This window comes from Ruegeria sp. CF3 (genome assembly GCF_056537365.1).
In genome coordinates, this window is sequence record NZ_JBQFRK010000001.1 from 1035727 (window position 1) to 1060094 (window position 24368).

Genomic DNA, 24368 nt, shown 5'->3' on the forward strand with positions numbered 1-24368 from the left:
ACTTCTTCTGACAAGACCAAACAGAATGCCTTATGAGCTAGCGATGAACAGTCTAATTTCGAGCTTGCCGTAGACTACCTCTTCAGCTTTTTGCCCGATGGAAGAAAAGCTGAGCGACGATGATAACCCTTGTAAGTCCACCAGTTTTCGCGCTTCAGGTCGGCTATCGGGTCGAAATAACAATGGTTCTGAACTTGCGAAGGGAACCATTACACTCCGGCGAAGAGTATTTTTTTCTTGCGGTCTGCATCCCTTTGACACAAAACGAAATCGTTCTCATGCAAAAAGCCCTGAGGGGAGGACGCAAGTAAGAAATGCCCAAAATCATCTCGCCCTGCGACTAGCGCAACCAAAGTTTTCACGCCATTCTGCTGTTTCATTGAAGGCTTTATGAAACGCAACGCCGCACCAATGCGTCTATCGTCTGTGTTATTGGGCCCGGATGCGTGAAAGAGATGCCCGTGATGCATGGATGCCTGCCCCGCACGCAATTCGGCAGCAACTGCATCTTTTTCGTTCACATCGACTGCGATTTCCTGCCCACGTGATAACAGATTGTTTTCGCTGAAAGTGTCCACGTGAGGCAGGATACGGCTTTTGTGGCTGCCAGGAACAAACTTCATACACCCGCTTTGCTCAGACGCTTCTGAAATCGCAACCCAACAGGTAACCTCTTCAGCATCATCCAATCCCCAATAGGTCAAGTCTTGGTGCCACGAGACTATCTTCGATGATCGCGCTTCTTTTACGAAAAGTGCACCGCTCCAAACCATGAGGTCCGGCCCTAACACCGTTGAAGCAGCCTCAATCAGCTTCGGATGGCGAAGTAGTGCATCGAATGATGGTATCAGCCTGTCCGGATAAGAATATAGAAGCTTGAGTTTATCTGGGTCGTCTCTGAGAATGTGCTCAGCTTTCTCAAAATCATCGCGCAGCGTTTGGACCTCAGAAGCTGTCAGGATATCCAGCGGAGCTACGAAACCGTCTCTTTCATAAGTCTTTGCAATATCACGCGTTCGTTTATCCATTGTCATTATCCGGAAAAGTTAACTGCACCTTCATTGATTGGGTTCGATCAGACGCGACCTCGAAAGCAGTGATGGCCTCGCCAACCTCGAAGGAATGCGTCACCAACTGGTCGACGTTAATTAGTCCGCTTCGCATCATCTCGACCGCGACTGAGAACTCGGAATGGAAACGGAAAGACCCGCGAAGCACTATCTCTTTTGCAGTCAACGCCTGCATCGGCACAGTCATATCTCCACCCAGACCAAGCTGAACCAATGTTCCACCCGGTCGCAAGCATGCGACGCCAGAAGCCAGAGCCGATTGAGCCCCGGAACACTCCAGTTGTACATCAACCTGACCCTTGTCGTTTTCAAACTGCTCCAGTTTTTGTGGATCGGTGTAGGTGTTGATGACATCGTCTGCCCCGCATCCACGCGCCAGAGCGAGGGTCTGGTCCGAGATATCCGTCGCCACTATTCTGGCCGCCCCAGAACGACGCGCCGCCAAGATCGTGAGGCAGCCGATTGGACCGCATCCCGTGATAAGAACCGTTTTACCTAAGAGGCTCCCAGCTTGTTTAATCGCGTGCAAACAGACCGCCAAAGGTTCGGCCATAGCGGCCTGCGCAGGACTTAACCCATCTGCTGGAACGCATTGACTGGCTTTCGCTACGAGTTTGCTTTGAAAAGCGCCTTGGATATGCGGGAACGGCATCGCGCTGCCATAGAACTTCATATCATCACAGTGGTTTTGCTGCCCGTTCAGACAATAACTGCAGGATTGGCAAGGTCGGGATGGAGAAACTGCAACCAGCTGACCTAGGTGTAGCCCCCGCACACTTGATCCAACTTTCACTATTTCCCCGGCGATTTCGTGTCCAAGCACCATCGGCTGACGCAACTTGATCGCACCAAAACCACCGTGGTTGTAATAATGCAGGTCAGAGCCGCAAATCCCTCCCGCGCGCATGGCAATCAAGACTTCGTCTGGCCCCACGTCGTGCACATCCCGGTTTTCCAACCTCAGATCTTTTGCGGCATGGATAACAACAGCAACACTGGCCGAAGACATTGCACGGACTCCCTATACAGATTGCCAAAAGATACGGATAGTCGGTGCTGACAACCAAGGGATTTTTGCATGACGCTTGAAATGTTTAGCCTAGAGGGAACACGCGCGCTCGTAACAGGCTCTAGCCAAGGCATCGGATTTGCGTTGGCTCGTGGTTTGGCTGCCGCCGGTGCGCAGGTCGTTTTGAACGGGCGCGATGCCACTAAACTAGCGTCAGCAGCATCCGAGCTGAGCGAAACAGGTGCCTCGGTACGCGAACTTTCGTTCGATGCAACCGATCATGAAGGTGTCCGATCTGCTGTGGACGACTTTGAAGAAAAAGTCGGCCCAATAGACATCCTGATAAACAACGCCGGAATGCAACATAGGACGGAGTTACAGGATTTCCCCGCTGATGCCTTCGAGCGCCTGCTACAGACAAATGTAGCGTCCGTCTTTCACGTCGGTCAGGCTGTGGCACGGCACATGATTGAAAGAAAGTCTGGTAAGATCATTAACATTGCGTCGGTTCAATCCGCATTAGCAAGACCGGGTATTGCGCCTTACACGGCGACAAAAGGCGCCGTGACCAATCTTACAAAAGGAATGGCAACTGATTGGGCTAAGTATGGTCTAAACTGTAATGCCATTGCACCTGGATATTTCGATACACCTTTGAACGCCGCCTTGGTTGCCGACCCAGAGTTTAGCTCATGGCTTGAGAAACGTACCCCGGCCGGCCGCTGGGGCAATGTAGAAGAACTTGTAGGCGCCGCCATTTTCCTTGCGTCCCCTGCATCCAGTTTCGTCAATGGTCATACTCTCTATGTCGATGGTGGAATAACGGCGTCACTTTGATCTGCAGTTTCCAATCACCTGCTAAGTAAGACCGACTTAGATATCGTTCATAGCGCCGACGCCAATGCAATCACCACAACCACCATTAATGAAGCGGCCATCGCAATATTGATCCTTTGATGCGATCTCTCGCTTAAATCAAGGCTACCCAGCTTTGCGCCAGCACCTAGCCAGATCATGTGCACTGGCACCCAAATCATATTGAATACTACGATTTTTATGACGACCTCCCAAACGGGCGCATCGGGCAAAAAGGCAAACCCTGAAAACAATGCTGTGCCGACCACGTAAGCCTTGGGATTAATGAACTGAAGTGTCAGACCGTTCGCAAAACCAAGCGGCGAAACCGCAGGGGAAAATCCGACCTTTGAGCCGGCGCTGGCAATACGCCAGGCGAGAAATACCAAATACCCGACAGAGGCGAATAGCAACAAAGTTCTAAGCACCGGTACAGCCAAAGCAACCGCAGCGACTCCAGAGACAACTAACATCATGTTGATGAACCCGCCCAGCATCAGACCAGCCACAAAGGCGAGTCCAGCTCGAAAACCAAATGCTGATCCAATACCCGCGGTTGTTAGAACACCCGGGCCCGGCGTAATCAGCAGAAAGAAAACCGCGACAGCAAACTCAAACACTTTTCAGATTGGCCTATTACAGATCTCTGCATTCCGGCACAGCTGTGATCACCGATCCGTCCTTATGGTGTTGCAGCAGATTGTCGACAGTCAGGTCACCCATTGCTGCACGCGTCTCAAAAGTCGCGCTACCAGCGTGAGGGAGCAGAACGACATTGGACAACTCGCGCAATGCTTCTGGAACGCGCGGTTCGTCTTCAAAAACATCAAGCCCTGCCCACCCGAGCTCACCATTTTGCAATGCAGTAATTAAAGCAGTTTCGTCGACAACCGAACCTCGACTAACGTTTATCAGAGTGCCGTCTGCCCCCAACGCGCGCAACACCTCAGCGTTGACCAGCCTATTGGTCGACGGGCCGCCGGGCGTGATGCATATGAGGACGTCCACATGCTCTGCCATTTCAACCAAATTGTCGAAATATCGGTACGGGACATCCTTTTGTTTGCGGGTGTGATATGAGATTTCGGGTGCCCACGGCTCCAACTTATCAACAATCGCCTGACCAATGCGACCAAGACCAAGAATGCCTATTTTTTGATTGTCCGCTGATCGCGTCAAAGGGGCATTACCTTCAACTTCCCACCGTCCGGACCGAACGTAATTATCGTCACGTATGAGCTCTCGATAACATGACAGCAACAGCAGAACGGCGGTGGTTGCGACTTCTTTGTTCAACACATTGGGCGTGTGAGTCACAACAATCCCTCGCTCAGCCGCAGCACTTGCGTCGACGGCGTCGTAACCAACTCCATAGACGCTGATCATCTTAAGATTACTGAGTGAAATCATTAGGTCATGCGGAACGCCATCATGCCCGTTCGTTACGATATGCGTAATACTTTCCGCGTTGAAATCGTCCAATTGATGAATATTGAACACTGAAGACAGGCGTTCTCGCATCCGTTCAGTGATCCCTCCGATTTGCAACAAGTCAGTCATCTTGGCCGACCTTTTGCCGCTGAACACCAAGCCCATCGATACGAAGCTCCATGACGTCGCCTTTTTTCAGATAAACTGGTTCCGGTTTGATCCCCATTCCAACACCGGGCGGTGTTCCGGTTGAAATGACGTCACCGGGGTGCAGCGTAAAAAGTTGGCTTAGATGCTCAATGATCTCGGCAATGGAAAAGATCATCGTGGCGGTATTCCCGGTTTGCATGCGCTGACCGTTTACATCCAGTGACATACCAAGATTCTGGGGATCCGGCACCTCATCCCGGGTCACTAACCACGGGCCGGTAGGGCCATATGTGTCGCAGGATTTTCCTTTGGTCCATTGACCGGTCAGTTGCGTTTGAAAATGCCTTTCCGACACGTCGTTTACGATGCAATAGCCCGCAACATATTCGAGTGCGTCGGCCTTGGAAACGTATTTGGCCGTCTTACCAATGACGACCCCCAGTTCGCATTCCCAGTCGGTATGTGTAGACCCCCGCGGCATAACAACATCATCATAGGCACCTATGACAGCCGAGTTCGCCTTGAAAAAAAGTATCGGATGCTCGGGAATATCTGCGCCGGTTTCTGCAGCATGGTCCGAGTAGTTCAAACCGATGCAAAGAAATTTACCGATGTCACCGACACACGGCGCGATACGAGGGTCACCCTCTACAATTGGCAGGTTGTTCGGATCCAATGACCGCAGGTTATCAAGCATTCCGTCATCCAACATATCCCCCGTGATATCATTGATATGAGCGGACAGATCCCGCAATTGACCCTCAGAGTCGACCAAGGCTGGCTTTTCCGAGCCCTTGGCGCCGTAACGAACAAGTTTCATTTCTGTTCCTTTTAGTGGTTATCGCGTGGCATGAAGCCTCGCGCGATATCGCGGTAGTTTTCTGCACCCTTGAGCGTCATCCCGCGATCCAACCGATCTACTTTTTCGCGGAATAATTCCTGCCAGGGGGATTGGTTGGGCGGGGTTGAATAACCACCCTTTGCCTCCAGATCGCGGGCGCGTTCATGCAGCTCTTCAAGCGAAACCAGCATATCCGCTGTGCCTTTTCCAAGATCGATGCGCAGTCGGTCGCCATTTCGCACCAAGGCCAACCCACCACCCTCTGCAGCTTCGGGTGAGGCATTCAGGATAGACGGACTTCCTGATGTACCGGATTGCCGTCCATCACCGATGCAAGGAAGGGCTTCGATGCCCTGTTTCAACAAATATGCGGGCGGCCGCATGTTCACGACCTCTGCAGCACCAGGGTATCCTTTTGGTCCCGCTCCGCGCATAATCAGTATACAGTTTGCGTCGATGTTTTCTGCAGGATCATCGATCCGATGGTGAAAGTCCTCAGGCCCATCAAACACAACCGCCCTGCCCTCAAATGCATCAGGATCATCCGGGTTCGACAGGTAGGTCTCTCGAAATGCCTGTGAGATCACAGACGTCTTCATAATCGCACTCTCGAACAGGTTGCCCGAGAGATTGATGAACCCCGCCTGTTGCTTAACCGGGCTACTGACAGGCTTGATTACGTCGCTATTCTGAGACCGGCGCGTCGAGCAGTTATCGCCCATCGTCTTACCGTTCACCGTTATCGCATCGGGATGCCGCAGCAATCCAGCATCAAGAAGCTCTCCGACAACGGCGGGTACACCTCCGGCCTGTTGGTAATCTTCGCCCAGATACTCACCCGCAGGCTGCATGTTAACCAACAGTGGAACGTCGTGGCCATGTTTCTGCCAGTCATCGTTGGTCAACGGAACACCAAGATGCCGAGCGATTGCATTCAGGTGGATCGGCGCATTCGTCGATCCACCAATCGCAGAGTTGATAACAATCGCATTCTCAAAAGCCTGACGTGTCATCACATCGCTGGGGCGTAGATCCTCCCAGACCATGTCCACAATGCGTTTACCCGTTTCATAACTGATTTGACCGCGCTCTCTGTACGGGGCTGGAATGGCTGCTGATCCGGGCAATTGCATACCCAAGGCCTCAGCAAGCGAATTCATGGTCGTTGCTGTTCCCATCGTATTGCAATAACCCACCGAAGGTGCTGCGGCGGCCGCGATCTCCATGAACTCATCGGTGTCGATTTCGTCAGCCGCAAGGTCTTCGCGCGCTTTCCAAATAACCGTTCCCGATCCGGCGCGCTCACCTTTCCACCAGCCGTTGAGCATGGGGCCGACCGACAGGGCGATCGCCGGGATGTTGACAGTCGCAGCGGCCATAAGAAGCGCGGGCGTGGTCTTGTCGCAACCAATGTTCAGAACAACGCCATCAATCGGATACCCGAATAGACTCTCAACCAAGGACAGATAAGCCAGGTTGCGGTCGAGTGACGCCGTTGGCCGTTTACCGGTCTCTTGTATCGGATGGACCGGTATTTCGATGCACGTTCCCCCGGCGGCGATGATTCCATCGCGAACACGTTTGGACAATTCGATATGATGCCGATTACAGGGGCTCAAATCACTGCCGGTCTGAGCAATGCCAATGATCGGTTTGCCTGATTGCAGTTCCTCACGGGTCAATCCGTAATTCAGGTATCTTTCCAGATACAATGCAGTCATCTCAAGGTTCTCAGAATTCATGAACCACTTGCGAGATCGCAAATCGTTTTTTGATACTTTTGTCATTGGCCTGACCAACCCCCGTCAATTATGTGCGTGTGTCCTGTGGTGAATGCACTTTCATCGCTCGCCAGATAGACGACCAATGCAGCAATCTCTTCTGCTTTCGCTACACGCCCCATAGGCTGTCGCGCCACAAATTGTGCAAGGGCCTCTTCTCTGCTGCCCAGTTGCTCGCCCAACGCATCTACGCGGTCACGCCAACTGGGACTGTCGACTGTTCCCGGACAAATGCAATTGCACCGGATTCCTTTTGTTATGAAGTCCACGGCTACCGATTTCGTCAGCCCAACAACAGCGGCTTTTGTCGTTCCATATACAAAACGATTTGGCGCACCGATTATGGAACCCAGCGCGGAAGACATATTGATTATCGAGCCTCCTCCGCGCTCTAGCATTCCCGGCAATACAGCCTTTGTCGTGCGCACCATTGAGCGCACATTAAGGTCCATGGCGAAATCCCACTCTTCATCGGTTGCATCCAGAATAGTTCCGTGATGCACGAACCCTGCGCAGTTGAACAAAACGTCCGGCTTCGCTCGCGCGACCCCATGATGAATGCTGTCATTATTAGTCACATCCATCTCGAATATTTCGAGATTTTCGAGATTCTGACCGCGAATCAAATTTAGTTGTTCAGGGTTAATATCCGTCGCATAGACTTTTGCACCCTCTCTTGCCATTGCAATTGCGCTTGCAAGTCCGATCCCCTGTGCGGCGGCTGTGACCAGGACGCTTTTTCCCTTAAGTCTTTCTGACATATAAATATTCCGACCTCAAAAGTGGCTACTGGACAAGTGTTACTTCGTCCCACAGATCAACCGAGAAGCAAAGAAACCTTGGCGGATTTGCAACGACTTCTGGCATGTGGGCACAGAGCCGTTAGCGTATGACAGAGATTTTGGTTTGGCCATAACCATGCGTGGCGCACCTTCGGAAGGACAGTAGATGATGAGCAAGCAGTTCAAAGTGGCTCTGTTGGGAACCGGCCTGATGGGAGCTCCTATGGCGCGGAATATTTTGCGCGCCGAGTTTCCGCTCACTGTATGGAACCGCAGCTTGAACAAGGCCAAACCGTTGACAGCAGAAGGCGCGACATTGGTGGAAACTGCCCCGCTGGCAGTTTCGGGTGCAGACGTAATAATAACCATGCTCTCGGATGGATACGCGACCGGCGCGCTACTTGCTGACGAGGCTTTCCGCGAGCAACTCAGACCGGGGATGATCTGGATTGATATGTCGAGCGCCAAACCCGAACACGCAAGAGAGCAATCCGCGCAGCTTTTCTCGATGGGGGTGCTGTATCTGGACGCCCCGGTTTCTGGTGGCACCAAAGGTGCCGAAGCTGGCACCCTTGCGATCATGGTCGGTGGCGATCAGGACGTTATGGAGCGCGTGCGACCAGTTCTGACAGCAATGGGCCGGCCTGTACACGTTGGCCCAAGTGGTTCTGGTCAATTGTGCAAATTGGCCAATCAAACAATTGTCGCTGTAACAATATCGGCTGTCGCCGAAGCGACTCTACTGGCTCAGCAAGGTGGTGCGGACCCCTCCGCGTTGAGGGCCGCACTGAAGGGGGGCTTTGCGGATAGTATTATCTTGCAACAACATGGCGAACGCATGTCTGATGGAAATTTTGCACCCGGAGGTTTGTCTAAGTTTCAACTAAAGGATTTGGACAACACGCTGGAGGAAGCACGAAGCCTTGGCGTTGAGCTACCTAGTACCCGATCTGTGCGCGACCGTTTCGAATATCTGATAGATGAAATGGATGGGGCCGAACTGGATCATTCGGCTTTGTATCTAGAACTCAAAAAACGGAACGGAATGCTGTGACGCGGATCCTGATTATAGGCGGCGGAGGAATGCTGGGCCAGAAACTGGCCCATCGCGTGTCGACCCAAGAAACCTTTGGAGCCGATGCCCAAGTCTCACTGTTCGATCTCTCGTTCCCGCCCGACAGTGCGGCAGGTAGTCAAATTGTGGGGGACTTGACTGCGTCAGGCATAGCTAAGTCTTTTGCTAAGCAGCGACCAGACGTCATTTTCCATCTTGCAGCTATCGTTTCAGGCCAAGCTGAAACAGACTTTGCGTTGGGTTGGGATGTAAACCTTATGGCAACGTGGGCACTGCTGAACGAACTTAAGGATGAACACGAGGCAACAGGAAACGAGTACACACCTCGTCTGGTTTTTGCCTCGTCCATAGCAGTTTTCGGGTCACCATTCCCCGAAAAGATAAGCGATGAGTTCCTTTCGGCACCTTTGACAAGTTACGGAGCGCAGAAAGCGGCCGCTGAATTGATGATCACGGATTTCAGCAGGAAAGGATATATCGACGGTATTTCCTTGCGCTTGCCCACTTTGTGTGTGCGCCCGGGCAAAGCCAACGCTGCCGCTTCGTCCTTCTTTTCGGGTATAATCCGAGAGCCATTGAATGGGGATGAGGCTGTCTTGCCAGTTGCCGAAACCGTTCGCCATTGGCACGCCAGCCCCCGCGCCGCTGCGACTTTTTTGACCCACGCAGCAACAATGGACACGCAGCTTTTGAATGACAGACGCGCATTGAACATGCCTGGCGTAAGTTGCACCGTCGCCGAACAAATCGAAGCTCTGCGCAAAGTGGCCGGCCAAGAAGCGGTTGGCCTAATCAGGCAAGAACCCGACGAGACAATCGAACGAATAGTCAAGAATTGGCCGCGAGACTTTCAAACAGATCGCGCTCTGGAGTTGGGGTTCGAGGCGGAATCAAGCTTCGACGAAATCATTCGCGTGTATTTAGAAGACGATTTTCGGCTTTAGTCGCCCATCGTCTTTCCAGTTAGGTGGCGTTCCAGATGATCGTGAATTTTCTCTCGTGTTAACTGCTCATCCCCTGACAATGCTGCTTCAAGTATATCGGCATGGTGTCTTATGTTCTGAGAAATGAATTCAAAGTTCCGGTCTGCCACCATCAACTGCTGTCTGAATTGCGCGTAAACTCGGCTATGCATTTGTTTTAAAGTTTCCGAGCCACAGGCAGAAATAAGTGTTTGGTGAAATTCCTTTTCCGAGGCAAACCATATCTCGATAAGGCCGCTCGGGTCGTCTGTGGCGTGAATGCGTTTTTCGATATGGCTGAGTTTGTGATGTGCGGCCGTCAATCTTGCTTCCCAATCCACCCCGCCATTACGGATCGACATTGCGGTGCCTTCGGCCTCCAACAGAACACGGACGTGCGTCAATTCGATAAGCTTCTGCGGCGATCGCATTGGCACGCGGAAACCTTTTTGTTCCTGAAAGTCCACCAAACCAACAGCGGCCAAACGAAAAAGGACTTCACGAACGGCGCTCGCAGAACAGCCATACACTTTACGAAGTTCTTCAGCCCGCACCTTCGCTCCATGCTCGAATCCATTAGAGATCAGGCGCATCTTAAGATCTTGATAAATATCTATTTCGTCGTTCATTCCAGTATGCACCTTCAAGTTTTGTCCAAGTAGCGTCCTAACCTTATTTTCGAATTATCGCAAGAATCTCGAAATTTTTAGAAATTTCAATTTTTTCTTGTTGCATTCGATTCGTCGGCTTAACGTTTACCTGCGCGACAGCAAAGGAGGCGGCAAGATCTTCCACACCGCGCACGCTCAACGTCTGGGAGGACAATATGAAAATAGTCAAGACAGCGGCCCTGGCGGCCGTAGCCACGACAATGGCAGCCGGTTTCGCGATGGCTGAAACAACGAAGCTTAGAATTCAAACCCATTTTTCGCCCGAAACTCTGTCAGGCCAGATGGCTGCAAAATTCGTTGAAGACATTCAGGAAATGTCGAACGGCGAAATCGAAGTTGAAATGTTCTATTCCTCTTCGGTGGTCAAATCAGTTGAAACCTTCGATGCCGCAGCTACAGGAATTCTGGATTGCGACATGACGGGCGGCGGCTATCAGACCGGTAAAAACCCGGCCTTCCAGTTTGCGGGCGACCTGCTCGGCGGATATCAGAACCCATATCAGCAAATGGCTTGGCTTCTTCATGGCGGCGGAAGAGAAGCTGTAAATGATCTATACAACGGCTACGACATGGAATTCATCGGATGGTGGATTCCCGGGCCAGAGTCGCTGTCTTCGACCAAGCCGATTGCAAAAGTGGAAGACTTCAAAGATTGGAAGTTCCGCTCGCCTCCAGGCCTTGCTACCAAGGTGTTCGCGGAACTTGGTGCTTCTCCGATCGTGATGGACTTCAACGAAATCTTCACGGCTTTGGAAACCGGTATCATTGATGGTGCGGATGCTGCGAACCTGACGAACAATGTGGGCCTCGGTCTGTACGAGATCGCAGGCCACACAAACTATCCCGGTTTCCACTCGATGCCTGCAGATCACCTAGCTTGTCGCAAAGACGTCTGGGAAGCGATGCCCGCGCATCACAAGAAGATCATGGAAGTCGCAATGGATAGCCTGGCATTGCACAATGCCACAATCAATGAAGTGCAGAACGCTCAGACTGCAAAAGACCTGAAGGCAAAAGGCGTTCAGTTGTACGAATGGTCGCCTGAAGACCTGGCAGCGTATCGCGCGGCCGTTCAGGTCGGTTGGACGGAGTTCGCAACGACACCTGAAGCACAGGCGCTTTTGGAAAGCCACATCAACTTCCTGCGTGACCTGGGCGCAATGCAGTAATCAGGCTTCGATCGAACTACGACACACGGAAAGGCCGCACTTGCGGCCTCTCCGGATCGGCGCCGGGATCCAGAACTTCATGAAAATCACCAGAATAATAAGTCATGTACTGCAGTACGACATGCCGGAAGTTCTGGGCTACTCGCAACAGTATTATGACAAGCGTACAACCCATCTGGTCGAGATTCAGACAGATGAAGGGGTAACCGGTTGGGGGGAGTGCTTTGGTCCCGGAAACGTAGCCATTGCGAACAAATCCATCGTGGAAAAAGTAATCCAACCAATGGTCCTTGGCATGGACCCTTTGGACAAAGACGTGATCTGGCACAAGGTGTACAATCTTTTGCGAGACCATGGCCAAAGCGGAATGCCAATACAGGCTTTGTCCGGGGTGGACATCGCACTTTGGGACATCACCGGCAAAATTTCTGGCCTCCCCCTCCATAAGCTTGTCGGCGGGGCTCATCGCGCAAGCGTTCCTTGCTACGGCTACGGCATGATGCTCCGGGATGAACCGATTTCTAGTCTTGCAAGCCGTTTTGAGGATGAAGCCGCTAAGATCAAGTCAATGGGATTTACCGCCACCAAAATGAAAACGGGCTTTGGCCCGAAGCCTGATGTGAAACTGTGCGAAGCAGTTAGACGCGGAGTTGGTGACGACTTTCCTTTTATGGTCGATGCAAACCATGCCTATACGACTTCAGACGCGTTCTTTGTCGGTCGGGCGCTGGAAGAACTGGACGCATATTGGTTCGAAGAACCGGTCGCGCCAGAAGACATTGACGGATACCGCGAACTGCGCACTTCGCTTAAAGTAAACATCTCGGGCGGAGAGGCGGTATTCAATCGCTGGGCATGGCGCAATCTTCTTGAAAACCGTGGCATCGATATCGCGCAGCCAGAGGTTTGTGCTTTGGGCGGTGTTTCAGAGTATCTCAGGGTACTGTCTCTATGCCACGCACATTTCACTCCGGTCGTAAATCACGTCTGGGGTAGCGCCATCGCCGTCGCAACTAATCTGCATTTACTAGCGGCCATGCCCGCAATTCCAGGCGGCTTGCATCCATGGGAGCCGATGCTGGAGTTCGACACAACGGACAACAAGTTTCGGGACGATCTGCTGACCGAACCGCTGGAAATTCAAAATCAGGTCAAGGCCAACAACGGCCGTGTCACGATCCCGACTGGCCCCGGATTGGGTGTCGAGCCGGACCGAGACTTTATCGATCACTACAGGATCGAAGGATAGGGACGAGGGTTACGCGATGCACAAGAACTCAGGCGGACTAATTGAATGGCTCATACCGTTGGCCTTCGTCGCAACAGCCAGCTGGCTTGTTTGGCATCTTCCCGCATTCCTATTGGACTGGCTGCCTTACACCTCTGAATCCCTCAAAAGTCAGGTAACTGAAATATATCTTCGCAGCGACGTTACGCCCGAATTGTCTGGCGTATTCGGGGGGTATGTCGACATCATCGACATGGCCGCGCTCGTCCTTCTACCGTTTCTTGCAGTGATTGGTACCAAGACCGTGCGCCCGGCGACGATGGAGTTCGAAGGCTCGACGGTTATGGACCGTTTCGCCCTGTTCATAGGTCGAGTGACGATGATGATGATCGCAATCATGACTGTCGTCATGCTCTACGAAGTCTTCATGCGTTATATCCTGGAGAAGCCGACCGAGTGGGCGAACGAAATGACACTCTGGTTCGCCAGCTTTGTGTTTTTAATGTCTGGCTACTACGCCATGCAGCAACGCAGTCACATTCGAATATTCCTGATGTACGACGCAGTTCCACGTTGGCTTCAGCGCGTTTTTGATACGGTTTCGACTATACTGATCGTGCTATTTGCCTTCTTTCTGGTCTACGGCAGCTACAAACAGGTATTCGTGAACAAGCTCTACAAATGGGAGCTTTATGGCTCTGCCTTCAATCCGCCGATCCCGGCGACGTTGCAGCCGATGGTGCTGATCGTGATTACGCTCGTCGCAATGCAAGCAATTTTGAACTTGGTCGCGGATTGGAACAAAGAACCGGAAATCCACACAGATGAACCGGACGAAGACGAAATTGAAATGATCAAACGGGCGGTGGGACAAGACTGATGGACATTGGAACAATCTCACTCATCCTGATGGTCGCCCTGATTGTGCTTCTGGCGATCGGGATGCCCTTGGGTCTGGCCTCGGCTTCGCTTGCGGTTCTGGTTCTTGTGCTCAAGTTCGAACCGACACTGCTTTTAAACCCGTTTTCATTCGGCGACGGGATTCTCACAGGTCGGCCTGGGACTGGGCCGCTCTATATCCTGGCGCAGAAGATATACGGGCTCTTAACGGACTACGTGCTCATATCCGTGCCATTGTTTATCTTCATGGCGTCGCTGCTAGAGCGGTCCGGGATCGCGCGCGACATGTATTCGTCGCTGAATGTCTGGCTGTCCAGAACACGCGGCGGCATCGCGATCGTGACCTCGATCATGGCGGTGATCATGGCGGCCATGTCCGGCATCATCGGCGGTGAGGTTGTCCTGCTGGGCCTTATCGCCCTGCCCCAAATGCTGCGCCTGGGCTACGATCAGAATCTCGCGATCGGCGTCATCTGCGCCTCTGGGTCGCTGGGCACCATGATCCCTCCTTCGATCGTTCTGATCATCTACGGGCTGATCACCGAAACCTCGATCAAGTCACTGTTCACCGCGTCTTTCATTCCCGGCTTCATGCTGGCCTCGATGATCATCCTGTACATCATCATCCGCACGCGGTTGAATCCTCATCACGCTCCGCTGCCGGAACCGGACCCAAACGACCCAGAACCGGCCGAAAAACGCAAATTGTTTGGGGCCTTCATGAGCATCGTTGTCGCCGGATTTTCCACCGTTCTGTTTATCCGGGCCGCGTTTTTCGAGCTCTCAGGCTCGAACGCTGCCAGCCAGGGTGAGCCCGCGAGGCTGGGAACGGCTGACTACCTGCCCTGGTTTGCCGGCATCACGATCGTCGCCCTTCTGCTGATTTTCTTCGTCTTTGGCAGACAACGCGCAAAAATCGGTTGGGGAATGGGCAAGGGTCTCGTCGCGCCGCTGGTCGTAATCGGCGTCGTGCTCGGTTCGATCTATGGCGGGATCACAGGGATCACTGAGGCTGCAGGCATGGGCGCCTTCGCCGTTCTGATCATCGCCATCCTGCGGGGCGAAGGATCGTTCGAGCTGGTTTGGGACAGCTTGATGCGGACGTTAAAATCCACGGGCACCATCATCTGGGTTACGATCGGAGCCGCCGCGCTGGCGGGTGCCTACACCATTGCTGGAGGGCCCCAATACGTGGCCGACCTGATCGTCGGCCAGGAGCTGCCGACCATGTTGGTCATTCTGGTAATGATGCTGATCTTGCTGTTCATGGGCGCATTCATGGATTGGGTCGGCATCGTACTGTTGATCATTCCGGTCTTTCTGCCGATCGTCCTGCGCCTTCCTATCGAGGAAATCGGAGTCTTTGGCCAGTTGGAGCCGAGTCATGTCGCCATCTGGTTCGGCGTCGTGTTCTGTATGAACATGCAGGTCAGCTTCCTCTCGCCCCCTTTCGGCCCGGCCGCGTTCTACCTGAAGTCAGTGGCCCCGCCGCATATTAGCCTAACGGATATCTTCCGCGGCTTCCTGCCATTCATCGGGATCCAGTTGCTGGCGCTTTCCGTTCTTCTGATTTGGCCGGGCATCATCGCGCTGCTGTTGTGAGGTTGCACCCATGCTGACACAAGATCAGATTGGCAAGTTCCAGACCGATGGATACCTCGTGGTTGAGGATGTAATTCCCCGCGATGTCCTGGGTCGGGTGCAAGCGGAATACTCGGATGTCCTGAACCGGCTCTATGACTGTTGGTACAAAAAAGGACTGGTCAAGGATGAGCCGTCCGGAATGACCTTCTGGGACAAACTTCTGTCCGCCTATCAGGCCGGATGCGACTATTTCCAGCCGCTGGACATCTCGCTGCCCGGCGATCGGATCATGGCGGACACACCGTTCCATATTGGGCCCGCAGTGTTCGACTTGCTGACGGCCCGTCCCATGCTTGACATCGTCGAGCAGCTGATCGGGCCAGAGTTGGTGAGCAATCCAATCCAGCACGTTCGGCTGAAGCCACCTGCCCTGAAGCTGTCCAAGGACGAGGTGCGCGCGCACATCACCGCAACGGACTGGCATCAGGACCGAGCGGTTGCGCTGGAGGATGCTGATCAGACCGACATGGTCACGGTTTGGATTGCCGTCAACGATGCAACGGTTGAAAACGGCTGCCTGCAAGTGCTGCCAATGGCACAAGACCAATCTATCCTGCCACATTGTGCCCGGACGCAGACAGGCATTGCCGACGGGTTCATTGATGAAGGCCGCGCCGTGCCCCTTCCTGTCAAGGCCGGCGGGATCATCCTGTTTCACCCTTTGACGCCACACGCTTCGCTGATCAATAAAACGGACCGGTTCCGCTGGTCGTTCGACATCCGCTTTAGCGCGGCAGGCCAGCCGACCGGTCGAGATCATTTCCCCAGCTTCATCGCGAGGTCCAGATCGCGCCCCGAAACCGAGCTGCGAGATTGGCGCGTCTGCAAGTCCAATTGGGAGGCGGCGCGAGCAAGACTGTCCGGCAAGCCGCATATAGATATTCACCGGTGGACATCGGACTCACCGTTCTGCGCCTAGCTGCTGCCGCCAGGAAAGCTGATTATGACTTTTGTACGTTTAGATCGAACGGATAGCGTGGTGGTTGCAACTCGGCACCTGGAGGCCGGCAGTATGGTCGAGGATGTCACGACCAATGCGCGCATCCCCTCGGGGCACAAGGTCGCCACGCGGAATCTTGCGCTCGGCGATCCGGTTAGAAAATACGCCCAGATCATCGGTTACGCCACCCAACCGATCGAACCCGGTGACCATGTACACACCCACAATGTCGAGTTCCGGAACACCAGTGTGGACTACGAGTTTGCGACGGATCACAGGCCCACGAAACCCGCCAACTCGGTCGATACGTTTATGGGCTACCACCGGGACAGCGGTCGGGTCGGCACGCGCAACTACATCGCGGTTCTGACCACCGTGAACTGTTCGGCAACTGCGGCCCGCATGATCGCCAATCACTTCACGCCGGACAAGCTGGCCGAGTTTCCGAACGTCGACGGCGTGGTGGCCTTTGTCCACGGAACGGGCTGCGGAATGGCCGATTCCGGCGACGGTTTTGAAGCCCTTCAACGGGTCATGTGGGGGTTTGCAAAACACCCCAACCACGCTGCCGTTCTGATGGTCGGTCTAGGCTGCGAGATGAACCAGATCGACTGGCTGCTGGACGCGTATGGGCTGAAGCAAAGTCCCACCTTCCAGACGATGAACATCCAGAACGTCGCCGGATTGCGTCGGACCGTGGAAATGGGCATCAACAAGATCAACCAGATGCTTCCCATTGCCAATGAGGCGAGGCGCAGCGAAGCCCCGGCGTCCGAACTGATGGTTGCGCTGCAATGCGGTGGCTCGGACGCTTGGTCCGGCGTGACCGCGAACCCGGCGCTCGGACATGCCTGCGACCTGTTGGTTGCGCAAGGCGGCACAGGTGTCCTTGCGGAAACACCCGAAATTTACGGAGCCGAACACCTTTTGACCCGCCGCGCCCTTAGTCGCACAACTGGGGAAAAACTGATCGGACTGATCGATTGGTGGCAGGACTATACCGCTCGCAATCACGGTTCGATGGACAACAACCCAAGCCCCGGCAACAAGCAAGGGGGTCTGACGACCATCCTAGAGAAGTCGCTGGGGGCAGCGGCGAAGGGCGGCACCACCCCTTTGACCGGTGTATTCAAATACGCCGAACCCATCACCGCCAAAGGCTTCACCTTCATGGACAGCCCCGGATATGACCCGGCCTCGGTGACCGGTCAGATCGCGGCTGGGTGCAACCTTGTGTGCTTCACCACGGGACGCGGCTCTGCATTTGGGTCCAAACCGGCACCCACGCTGAAAATCGCTACCAACTCTGAATTGGCAGCACGCATGCCCGAGGACATGGACGTGGATGCGGGCGACATTCTGAGCAAAGGCGCCAGCGTCGAAGAAAAAGGACAGGAAATATACCGACGGCTGCTCCAAGTCGCCTCTGGCGCGCGGACCAAGTCCGAGGCGCAGGGCTTGGGTGACTACGAATTTGTTCCCTGGCAAATCGGAGCGGTGATGTGAAACGGATCCTTGTAGCCGGCGGCGGATTAATCGGTATCCGCCACGTCCGCGCCGTGATTGAGCATCCCGGTTGCCAGTTGGTCGGGTTGGCCGATCCAGATGGCTCGATCCAGACCGACGCGCCGCGTTTTGCTAGTATGGACGAGGTGCAGGACCCGGTAGATGGCGTCATAATCGCGACGCCAACCCGACTGCATGCCGAACATGGCATTCTGGCCGCATCTCGCGGTTGGCACATGCTGATCGAAAAGCCGGTTGCAGCATCGGTCGATGACGCCCTGCGCCTGAAGACGGCCGTTCGCCAGGCCAATGTCCGCAGTCTTGTAGGCCACCATCGGCGGTATCATACAATCTTGCAATACCTGAAGGAGGTGATCGCGCAAGGTACGATCGGACAAGTCATCAATATCTCGTTGCTGTGGGCCATGCGTAAACCCGACAGCTATTTTGAACAGAACTGGCGGACTTCCGATGGCAGCCCAGTCATGATCAATCTGGTGCATGATATCGATGTCCTGCGCTTTGTGATCGGAGAAATCTCGGATGTCGTCGCCCTGCCCGGAGCGCCCATCCGCGGAGCGGATAGGATAGAAAGCGGGGCTGTCGCGATCGCATTCGAAAACGGCGCGACGGGCACTATCAGCTTTGCCGATACCGCACCCAGCCCCTGGGGGTTTGAGGCCGGAACCGGCGAAAACCCGAACATCGGCACGACCCATCAGGACATGATCTGGATCACGGGAACCAGTGGCGCTGTGAGTTTTCCCTCCATGACCCTGTGGCGCGGACAGGATTGGGGCACTGCGGCCCAAAAAGACCAACTTACACGACCGGAACAACAACGCGCACCGCTGGAGGTGCAACTGGATCACTTCCTTGACGTGATCGATGGCGCTTCCCCACTGATCGACGTCGAGGATGCAGCCCGAACGCTCGAGGTCACATCACGGATTGAACAGGGGCTAAAGGCGCGAACGACCCGAGCGCGGGCGCCGGCCTGATGGACATGCGGCCCGGCCAAATGCCGGACCACCCAAAAACCAATGATTATCCACCGGGCAATATGAGCATTAAAAAAGCAAAGCCGCCCGCAACAAACACAAGAATAAAAACCAGACACATTCACGGAAAGGGAAACCAATGAGCAAACCATCAATCGGGTTTATCGGCTTGGGACTAATGGGCGGAGCCATGGTTAGCCGACTGTTGGACCAAGGATATTCGGTCGCTGTATTGGGAAACCGCGACCGCACGTACCTGGACGCCGCGATTGACGGAGGCGCCCGCGAGATGCGAAACGCCCAAGAACTGGCTCAGGCCAGCGACATCGTGATGCTGTGCATGGGCACCTCCGAACAGGTCGAGAGCCGAATGCACGGTGCAGATGGAGTGATTGCGGGATTGAAGTCCGGCGCGATTGTCATCGACTTTGGCACCTCGCTTCCTGGCAGTACACGCGCCTTGGCCGAGGAGGTTGCCGCAGCCGACGGAAGCTATCTTGATGCACCGCTTGGCCGGACACCTTCACACGCGCTGGAAGGCAAGCTCAACATTATGACGTCTGGCGACAAGGCTGCCTTTGACAAGGCCGAGCCGACACTGAAAGATTTGGGCGAAAACGTTTTTTACCTTGGCCCCGTTGGGTCCGGACACACGATCAAGCTAATCAACAACTTCTTCGGAATGACCGTTGCGAACGCGATGGCCGAAGCCTTTGCCATGGCTGACATCACCGGTGTTGACCGCAAGCAGCTTTATGATGTGATGGCCGCAGGGCCGCTGCATTCCGGAATGATGGATTTCGTCAAAGCCTATGGCGTTGAGAGCGACCCAAATCAGCTGGCCTTTGCCATCAAGAACGCGGCAAAAGACCTCGGGTATTATGACCGAATGGCGCGCGAGGCAGGCGTTACCAGCGTGATGTCGCAGGGCGCGCTTTCGGCGCTGAATGACGCCCGCGACCACGGTCAGGCGGATGACATGGTAAGCCAGATGGTTGACTACTACGTCAAGCGCTTCAACACCTGATCGATGGCCGTCTCCGCCAACCCCACCGCTGACCTGCCGCGCCTTGGCATTGTGCTGATGCTGATGGCGTGGCTGTTCTTTTCGTTGGTTGACCTTGGGGCCAAGTGGTTGGCGTTGGCCGGAGTGCCAGCATTTCAGTTGGCGTTCATGCGCTATGCGGGGCACTTCGTGATCTCAGTGGGCGTGATCGCCAAGGGCGGGATAGAGGCCGGTCGGTTCAAGACTGCCCATCCATGGCAGGTGATAAGCCGGGCCTTGCTGCTGATCTCGGCGACCGTTTTCAATTTTTATGCCCTACGGTTTTTGCCACTGACCGTTGTGTCGGCAATCATGTTCTCCAGCCCGGTCATCGTGTGCTTTCTGTCCGTCTTTGTATTGAAAGAAAGCGTGGGCCCATGGCGTTGGGCGGCTATAATCCTGGGCTTTCTGGGGGTGTTGGTTGTCGTACGGCCGTTTGGTTCGGCCTTTCATCCGACCATGCTGCTGATCGTATATAATGCCACCGCTTTGGCTTTGTACTCGATTATGACGCGCAGGCTGTCCGGGGTCGTTGCCGTGGACACTATGCAATTCTACCTCGGGCTTACCGGTACGGTGGTCCTGTTGCCGTTCGCCATCTGGTTTTGGGTCCAGCCAGAAAACACGTGGAGCCTGATTGTACTGATCGGCCTTGGTGTGTTTGGCTGGTGCGGGCATCAGCTGCTGACGAACGCGCATCGGTTTGGAACGGCGAACCAGTTGATGCCATTCACCTATTCGTTCCTAATCTACGTGGCAATCTGGGGTTATCTGTTCTTTGACACAGTACCGGACGCATTCACGTTGGCGGGGGCTGCGCTGATCATGGCTGCCGGTCTCATCATCTGGAAAAGAGAAAAGAAATGACGCGAATTGCCTGCATCGGCGAAGCAATGATCGAATTGTCCATGCTGGAAACCGGCGCGAAGGTGGGCGTCGCGGGGGATACGCTGAACACGGCCATCTACATGCACCGTGCCGCGCCTGACCTGCAGGTGGAGTATGTGACATGTCTAGGCGACGATCCGTTCTCAAGGCGTATCGTGGACTTCATCGCCAGTCATGACATCGGAACATCCGGCATCCGCATCATTCCGAACGCCTCTCCGGGACTATACGCGATCACGACATCTGCGGACGGTGAACGCAGCTTTACCTATTGGCGCAGCGAGGCGGCCGCCCGCCAGCTTTTTGCCGATCACGACTTCAGCCCGCTGAACGGTTACGACGTGCTGTACTTGTCAGGGATTTCCGTGGCCATTCTTCCGCATGCAGTCAGGCTTGCGCTTCTGGACTGGCTCGAAGGCTCTTCCGTTCGGTTGGTATATGACAGCAACTTTCGTCCGCGTCTTTGGGACAGCGTCCAACACGCTCGGCAGATTAACCAACGGCTTTGGCAACGTGCAGACATTGCCCTGCCGTCCATTGACGACGAGATGGCATTGTTCGGGGAAAGCGCGGACCAGGTGGCTGCACGCTTTGCCGATCATCACGGTGTTGGTGCGTTGAAACGCGGAGAGAATGGCCCTTTGTCCATCGGTCAGAACACTGACCAAACCTATGAACCTGCCAAAAACGTGCTGGATACGACAGCGGCGGGCGACAGTTTCAACGGTGGGTACCTCGCGGCCTTGCTGATGGGGAAATCACAGGCCGACGCCCTGATGGCTGGGCACAATTTGGCTTCCACCGTTGTTCAATTCCGCGGCGCGATCATTCCCGGATAAGTGGCGCGAGATCCTCAGCGCCAACGAGACCCAAAAGCAGCGCTACCGGGTCCGGCTGCTTGACGGCCGTGGCAATTTCCGACGCGCAAGGATCGTTCAGCGCCCTGCCCTTTGCGATCTCGGACATGCAAAAAGAGATCCAGGCCCGCATCCCTGCAATCACCGCCTGAGAGCCGGTCTCACGGAGTGTGGGAACAAACCGATACGGCAGCTTCTGGCTGCCATCCATTGCGATTTGGTCCAGACGGTGCGCCAGCTCGGGGTTTTCAAAGCGGCGTAACAAAGCCTCGGCATAATCCGGAACCTGTGCTTGCAGTGCAGCGGGCAGCGTTGCGCCCGCATCCTTCATCAACTCAGAAACCAGCGGGCGCAAAACCGGGTCTTGAACCGCTTCGTGGACGTAGGTCAGGCCCCGCTCCAACCCGGCATAAGCCAACAGGGAATGGGCACCGTTCAGCATGCGCAGCTTTCGCATCTCGTGCGGGGCTACGTCATCGACCAGTTGCACTCCCGGCCAATCCGGGTGTGGACCGGCGAAACTGTCTTCGATCACCCACTCCGAGAACGCCTCGGTCGGAACAGCCATAGGATCGCCGCTGATTGCGCGAACGGCGTCCGTGGTAGCCGGGGTGATCCGGTCGACCATCGCGTTGGGAAAGCGAACAGAGTCCCAATTCACGTCCAGACCGGCTGCTTCCGCAAAATCGGCAACTGCCGTTTCGAGCGTCTTGCCGTTTTCCATGCGATTGTCACAACTTAGTACCGTTACTGGCTTGCGCCGTTCCGCAAGGCCATAAGCTAAAAACCCGATCAGCGTCGCAGGCCCTTGCCCTGCCAGATCGGCGGCAATCGCCGGGTCCTGAAGGTTCAGCTTGCCCGCGGCGTCCAAGTGATAACCTTTCTCGGTTACGGTTGCCGAAATGATCTCGGCATCCGCCATCACATCGAATATCTCTGCGCGATCCTTGGGCGCGACCAGAACGTCTCGCAGAGCTTTGATGCGCCGGACACCCTGCCCCTGTACGCACAAATCGTACTCAAAACCCTGTCGGGCCAATCCATCCCGAACCGAGGATGAACGCAGGCTGACGCCGACAACGTCCCATCCGCCCGCCTGATCCGTGTAATCCAGCAAATGCGCCCGGGCAAAGTTTCCAAGGCCGAAATGAAGAACTGTACCCATCTAGCTTTGCAACCTGTAAACCTGTTTCGCCAGATCGACCGCCAGCAATCGCGCCAGATGCTCGGCACTGTCCCGATCGAAATAGCCGCGCGCAACCTGCTCCGCCAGATGAATCGCCACACCCTGTCGCCACAGGTCGTGACGTGCAGGAATGGACAGGAAAGCCCGCGTGTCGTCATTGAATCCGGCCAGATTGTAATATCCGGCCGTTTCAACGACCTGATCGAAATACCGCGCAATCCCGGCTGGGCTGTCGTGGAACCACCAAGGCGGCCCGATCCGAAGGCACGGCCAATGTCCCGCCATCGGGGCCAGTTCGCGGGCATAGGTGCTTTCGTCCAGTGTGAACAGAATGATGCGCAGTTCCGCCGAGTTACCGACCCGGTTCAACAGCGCCTCAAGGCCCGTGACCCAATCCATCGCGATTGGAATGTCGGCCCCCTTGTCCCGTCCGAAGTCCCGCAGTACCGCGTGGTTCGTGTTGCGCTTGCTGCCAGCATGTATCTGCATTGTCAGACCATCATCGACAGACATCTGCGCCATTTCGATCAGCATATGCCCATAGAACCGGCGAGCATCCTGTTCGCTACCTTCCCGCCGTCTCAGCCGCTGGTACAGCGCTTCCGGGTCGTCCAGCCACTCGGTCTGCACACGTTCGATACCGTGGTCGGTGGCAGTACATCCCAGCTGGATGAAGTAAGCCCGCCGCATTCGCAGCGCGTTGAGGTAGCCATCATAGCTGCCCAGATCGCAGTCTGTCAGCTCGGCCAACTTGTTCAGGTTCTGTACGAACTCCGGGTCCGACCCATCCAAAACCCCGTCTGGGCGGAACGTCGGAACAACCCGCCCGCCCCAACCGCTTGTTCGAATCTCCCGATGCTCAGCCAGGCCGTCGAGAGCCGAATCTGTGGTGGCCAGAACCTCGATCCCAAACCTGTCGAACAAAGCCCTCGGGCGAAATTCGGGACGCGTCAGCTTTTCTGAGATCTCATCATAAATCAGGTCAGCCGTGCGAGAAGACAACGCCTCAGACACGCCCAGCGTTTCGTGCAGCACGTAGCTCATCCAGATCCGGGATGGCGTTCCCAGAAACAGATGCCAGTGTTCGGCAAAGGTGCGAAAAACGGCGCGGGGATCCTTCTTTCGCCCCTCTTCCCCAACGCCAAGTTCGGACAAAGGAACGCCCTGCGAATAGAGCATACGGAACACGTAATGGTCGGGAACCACAAGCAGCTCTGCCGGGTTGGGAAACGGCTCATCGGTTGCAAACCACCCCGGATCGCAGTGACCATGCGGAGACACGATTGGCAGGTCCTTGATGCCCAAGTACAGGTTTTCTGCCATGCCATTCAAATTGCCAGTCAATTCTGCCTCCGATACTGCTGCCCGCAATTGTTA

Annotated in this window: 22 protein-coding genes and 1 pseudogene; 13 read left to right on the forward strand and 10 right to left on the reverse strand. The window is 54.9% G+C overall.

All coding sequences use genetic code 11. The annotated features are described in order from the left end of the window. Positions 1-209 precede the first annotated feature (209 nt). Both ACR0KC_RS05225 and ACR0KC_RS05230 read right to left on the reverse strand, forming a co-directional pair. Positions 210-1028 (reverse strand): phytanoyl-CoA dioxygenase family protein, encoded by an 819-nt coding sequence (locus ACR0KC_RS05225; protein WP_480705271.1) that lies wholly within the window; start codon positions 1026-1028, stop codon positions 210-212. After that, on the reverse strand, positions 1021-2079 hold the full coding sequence (locus tag ACR0KC_RS05230) for an L-idonate 5-dehydrogenase (protein ID WP_480705273.1): 1059 nt from the start codon (positions 2077-2079) through the stop codon (positions 1021-1023). The genes ACR0KC_RS05225 and ACR0KC_RS05230 overlap by 8 nt, the downstream gene beginning before the upstream one ends. A 69-nt stretch (positions 2080-2148) precedes the next feature. Here ACR0KC_RS05230 and ACR0KC_RS05235 point away from each other — a divergent pair, with 69 nt between their 5' ends. Continuing rightward, on the forward strand, positions 2149-2916 hold the full coding sequence (locus tag ACR0KC_RS05235) for an SDR family oxidoreductase (protein WP_170565707.1): 768 nt from the start codon (positions 2149-2151) through the stop codon (positions 2914-2916). Between the two features lie 47 nt (positions 2917-2963). On the opposite strand, the gene ACR0KC_RS05240 is transcribed toward ACR0KC_RS05235, so the two are convergent. Genes ACR0KC_RS05240 through ACR0KC_RS05260 form a run of 5 tightly spaced genes read right to left on the reverse strand, consistent with a single transcriptional unit; the run spans position 2964 to position 7898 of the window. Then, complete coding sequence (locus tag ACR0KC_RS05240; RefSeq protein ID WP_170609028.1) at positions 2964-3554, reverse strand: LysE family transporter; 591 nt, start codon at positions 3552-3554, stop codon at positions 2964-2966. A 16-nt stretch (positions 3555-3570) separates the two neighbouring features. Then, positions 3571-4455: a 2-hydroxyacid dehydrogenase gene (locus ACR0KC_RS05245; protein ID WP_480705275.1), complete on the reverse strand. Its 885-nt coding sequence runs from the start codon at positions 4453-4455 to the stop codon at positions 3571-3573. A 31-nt stretch (positions 4456-4486) separates the two neighbouring features. Then, positions 4487-5335: a fumarylacetoacetate hydrolase family protein gene (locus ACR0KC_RS05250; RefSeq protein ID WP_480705277.1), complete on the reverse strand. Its 849-nt coding sequence runs from the start codon at positions 5333-5335 to the stop codon at positions 4487-4489. Positions 5336-5346: 11 nt separating this feature from the next. After that, the gene (locus ACR0KC_RS05255; protein ID WP_480771564.1) at positions 5347-7143 is read right to left on the reverse strand and encodes an IlvD/Edd family dehydratase; all 1797 of its coding nucleotides are present in this window, start codon (positions 7141-7143) and stop codon (positions 5347-5349) included. Then, on the reverse strand, positions 7140-7898 hold the full coding sequence (locus ACR0KC_RS05260) for an SDR family oxidoreductase (protein WP_170635307.1): 759 nt from the start codon (positions 7896-7898) through the stop codon (positions 7140-7142). Before ACR0KC_RS05260 ends, ACR0KC_RS05255 begins: the two co-directional genes overlap by 4 nt. 190 nt (positions 7899-8088) lie before the next feature. Here ACR0KC_RS05260 and ACR0KC_RS05265 point away from each other — a divergent pair, with 190 nt between their 5' ends. Together ACR0KC_RS05265 and denD are read left to right on the forward strand one after the other, a co-directional pair. Beyond that, entirely contained in the window at positions 8089-8973 is an 885-nt protein-coding gene (locus ACR0KC_RS05265) for an NAD(P)-dependent oxidoreductase (protein WP_480705281.1), read from the forward strand. Then, positions 8970-9938 (forward strand): D-erythronate dehydrogenase, encoded by a 969-nt coding sequence (gene denD / locus ACR0KC_RS05270; protein WP_480771565.1) that lies wholly within the window; start codon positions 8970-8972, stop codon positions 9936-9938. The genes ACR0KC_RS05265 and denD overlap by 4 nt, the downstream gene beginning before the upstream one ends. Here the strand turns inward: denD and ACR0KC_RS05275 are convergent. Beyond that, positions 9935-10585, reverse strand: coding sequence for a GntR family transcriptional regulator (locus tag ACR0KC_RS05275; RefSeq protein ID WP_170396177.1), 651 nt, complete (start codon positions 10583-10585; stop codon positions 9935-9937). The two genes, denD and ACR0KC_RS05275, sit on opposite strands and share 4 nt — an antisense overlap. A 197-nt stretch (positions 10586-10782) precedes the next feature. On the opposite strand from ACR0KC_RS05275, the gene ACR0KC_RS05280 reads away from it, so the two are divergent. The 10 genes and pseudogenes from ACR0KC_RS05280 to ACR0KC_RS05325 all read left to right on the forward strand — a co-directional run bounded on the left by ACR0KC_RS05280 (position 10783) and on the right by ACR0KC_RS05325 (position 21787). Continuing rightward, positions 10783-11796 (forward strand): TRAP transporter substrate-binding protein, encoded by a 1014-nt coding sequence (locus ACR0KC_RS05280; protein WP_170396175.1) that lies wholly within the window; start codon positions 10783-10785, stop codon positions 11794-11796. 79 nt (positions 11797-11875) lie between these two features. Next, positions 11876-13045, forward strand: a complete 1170-nt coding sequence (locus ACR0KC_RS05285) for a mandelate racemase/muconate lactonizing enzyme family protein (protein WP_170396173.1) — start codon at positions 11876-11878, stop codon at positions 13043-13045. 16 nt (positions 13046-13061) lie between these two features. Continuing rightward, positions 13062-13904, forward strand: coding sequence for a TRAP transporter small permease subunit (locus ACR0KC_RS05290; protein WP_255612041.1), 843 nt, complete (start codon positions 13062-13064; stop codon positions 13902-13904). Then, entirely contained in the window at positions 13904-15526 is a 1623-nt protein-coding gene (locus ACR0KC_RS05295) for a TRAP transporter large permease (protein WP_480771566.1), read from the forward strand. The genes ACR0KC_RS05290 and ACR0KC_RS05295 overlap by 1 nt, the downstream gene beginning before the upstream one ends. A gap of 10 nt (positions 15527-15536) precedes the next feature. Further along, positions 15537-16487 (forward strand): phytanoyl-CoA dioxygenase family protein, encoded by a 951-nt coding sequence (locus tag ACR0KC_RS05300; RefSeq protein WP_170423968.1) that lies wholly within the window; start codon positions 15537-15539, stop codon positions 16485-16487. 24 nt (positions 16488-16511) lie between these two features. After that, the gene (locus ACR0KC_RS05305) at positions 16512-18014 is read left to right on the forward strand and encodes an altronate dehydratase family protein (protein ID WP_170565684.1); all 1503 of its coding nucleotides are present in this window, start codon (positions 16512-16514) and stop codon (positions 18012-18014) included. Further along, entirely contained in the window at positions 18011-19015 is a 1005-nt protein-coding gene (locus ACR0KC_RS05310) for a Gfo/Idh/MocA family protein (RefSeq protein ID WP_480705288.1), read from the forward strand. The genes ACR0KC_RS05305 and ACR0KC_RS05310 overlap by 4 nt, the downstream gene beginning before the upstream one ends. Positions 19016-19121: 106 nt before the next feature. Continuing rightward, a pseudogene (locus ACR0KC_RS05315) lies at positions 19122-20042 on the forward strand (NAD(P)-dependent oxidoreductase); the annotation flags it as partial. A 3-nt stretch (positions 20043-20045) separates the two neighbouring features. Beyond that, positions 20046-20927: a DMT family transporter gene (locus ACR0KC_RS05320; protein WP_170423974.1), complete on the forward strand. Its 882-nt coding sequence runs from the start codon at positions 20046-20048 to the stop codon at positions 20925-20927. After that, positions 20924-21787 (forward strand): sugar kinase, encoded by an 864-nt coding sequence (locus ACR0KC_RS05325; RefSeq protein WP_170733460.1) that lies wholly within the window; start codon positions 20924-20926, stop codon positions 21785-21787. The genes ACR0KC_RS05320 and ACR0KC_RS05325 overlap by 4 nt, the downstream gene beginning before the upstream one ends. Here the strand turns inward: ACR0KC_RS05325 and ACR0KC_RS05330 are convergent. Both ACR0KC_RS05330 and uxaC read right to left on the reverse strand, forming a co-directional pair. Next, a complete protein-coding gene (locus tag ACR0KC_RS05330; RefSeq protein WP_170466271.1) occupies positions 21774-22970 on the reverse strand; it encodes a mannitol dehydrogenase family protein in 1197 nt (398 codons plus the stop codon). The genes ACR0KC_RS05325 and ACR0KC_RS05330 overlap by 14 nt on opposite strands. After that, positions 22971-24314, reverse strand: a complete 1344-nt coding sequence (gene uxaC / locus ACR0KC_RS05335) for a glucuronate isomerase (RefSeq protein ID WP_170466270.1) — start codon at positions 24312-24314, stop codon at positions 22971-22973. It abuts the gene before it with no gap. Positions 24315-24368: the final 54 nt, after the last annotated feature.

Bases quoted from the DNA above. Each gene is read 5' to 3' on its own strand.
- ACR0KC_RS05225 (WP_480705271.1), bottom strand. From the start codon at position 1,028: ATGGATAAACGAACGCGTGATATTGCAAAGACTTATGAAAGAGACGGT.
- ACR0KC_RS05230 (WP_480705273.1), bottom strand. From the start codon at position 2,079: ATGTCTTCGGCCAGTGTTGCTGTTGTTATCCATGCCGCAAAAGATCTG.
- ACR0KC_RS05235 (WP_170565707.1), top strand. From the start codon at position 2,149: ATGACGCTTGAAATGTTTAGCCTAGAGGGAACACGCGCGCTCGTAACA.
- ACR0KC_RS05245 (WP_480705275.1), bottom strand. From the start codon at position 4,455: ATGCGAGAACGCCTGTCTTCAGTGTTCAATATTCATCAATTGGACGAT.
- ACR0KC_RS05250 (WP_480705277.1), bottom strand. From the start codon at position 5,335: ATGAAACTTGTTCGTTACGGCGCCAAGGGCTCGGAAAAGCCAGCCTTG.
- ACR0KC_RS05255 (WP_480771564.1), bottom strand. From the start codon at position 7,143: ATGACAAAAGTATCAAAAAACGATTTGCGATCTCGCAAGTGGTTCATG.
- ACR0KC_RS05260 (WP_170635307.1), bottom strand. From the start codon at position 7,898: ATGTCAGAAAGACTTAAGGGAAAAAGCGTCCTGGTCACAGCCGCCGCA.
- ACR0KC_RS05265 (WP_480705281.1), top strand. From the start codon at position 8,089: ATGAGCAAGCAGTTCAAAGTGGCTCTGTTGGGAACCGGCCTGATGGGA.
- ACR0KC_RS05275 (WP_170396177.1), bottom strand. From the start codon at position 10,585: ATGAACGACGAAATAGATATTTATCAAGATCTTAAGATGCGCCTGATC.
- ACR0KC_RS05280 (WP_170396175.1), top strand. From the start codon at position 10,783: ATGAAAATAGTCAAGACAGCGGCCCTGGCGGCCGTAGCCACGACAATG.
- ACR0KC_RS05285 (WP_170396173.1), top strand. From the start codon at position 11,876: ATGAAAATCACCAGAATAATAAGTCATGTACTGCAGTACGACATGCCG.
- ACR0KC_RS05290 (WP_255612041.1), top strand. From the start codon at position 13,062: ATGCACAAGAACTCAGGCGGACTAATTGAATGGCTCATACCGTTGGCC.
- ACR0KC_RS05295 (WP_480771566.1), top strand. From the start codon at position 13,904: ATGGACATTGGAACAATCTCACTCATCCTGATGGTCGCCCTGATTGTG.
- ACR0KC_RS05300 (WP_170423968.1), top strand. From the start codon at position 15,537: ATGCTGACACAAGATCAGATTGGCAAGTTCCAGACCGATGGATACCTC.
- ACR0KC_RS05305 (WP_170565684.1), top strand. From the start codon at position 16,512: ATGACTTTTGTACGTTTAGATCGAACGGATAGCGTGGTGGTTGCAACT.
- ACR0KC_RS05320 (WP_170423974.1), top strand. From the start codon at position 20,046: ATGGCCGTCTCCGCCAACCCCACCGCTGACCTGCCGCGCCTTGGCATT.
- ACR0KC_RS05325 (WP_170733460.1), top strand. From the start codon at position 20,924: ATGACGCGAATTGCCTGCATCGGCGAAGCAATGATCGAATTGTCCATG.
- ACR0KC_RS05330 (WP_170466271.1), bottom strand. From the start codon at position 22,970: ATGGGTACAGTTCTTCATTTCGGCCTTGGAAACTTTGCCCGGGCGCAT.
- uxaC (WP_170466270.1), bottom strand. From the start codon at position 24,314: ATGGCAGAAAACCTGTACTTGGGCATCAAGGACCTGCCAATCGTGTCT.